1 protein-coding gene is annotated in these 687 nt (G+C 45.0%); it reads right to left on the minus strand.

Annotated elements, in window-relative coordinates:
- Positions 1-687 (minus strand): hypothetical protein (locus GXM17_RS21445; protein WP_208796486.1); only part of this gene is annotated, 687 nt, incomplete at both ends.

Here is a 687-nt window from a genome sequence, read left to right on the forward strand (position 1 = left end):
TGTATTACATGTAAATGCTGTTGCAGATGCTGTAGTAGTCAAGGCTGTTGGCTGGGTAATGGTAACATTAACCGAACCTGTACAACCTTTGCTGTCTTTTACATAGAATGTATAGTTGCCTACTGCCAATCCTGTAAAACTAGCCGTAGCTGTAAAGCCTGTAGCAGCATTATCACTGTAAGTATAACCTCCTGAACCTCCCGATCCCGTCAAAGTAACTGATCCGTTTGGCGTACCTCCGTTGCAGCTTACATTGACTTGTGTAGCCGTAACACCTGGATTGGTAATCGCATTTACTGTAGCGGTAGTGGTTACCGTACAGCCCGGTGTGTTAGAATCGGTAACTCTGAAAGTATATGTTCCTGCTGCCGCTGCTGTGTAAACATTACTTGCCATAGCTGTATAAGTAGAACCTCCATTTGATGAAACCTCATACGTGTAAGACGTTCTGCCTCCCGAAGCCGTAACTGTAATCTGTGCCTCTGAAGAACCAGGCAAACAGCTCAACTCTCTTGTAACTGCTGATGTAGCGGTCAACTGTGGATAAACTGTAATTGGTGTTGCTGATGCAGTACATCCATTGCCGTCTTTTACCCAAACCGTATAAGTTCCTGCTGAAACTGTAAAGGTCGGACTGCTCTGGAATGAACCTGTAGCTCCTCCTATGCCATAAGTCAAACTTCCTGT

Source organism: Flavobacterium fluviatile (genome assembly GCF_010645065.1).
In the GTDB taxonomy this organism is placed as follows: Bacteria; Bacteroidota; Bacteroidia; order Flavobacteriales; family Flavobacteriaceae; genus Flavobacterium; species Flavobacterium fluviatile.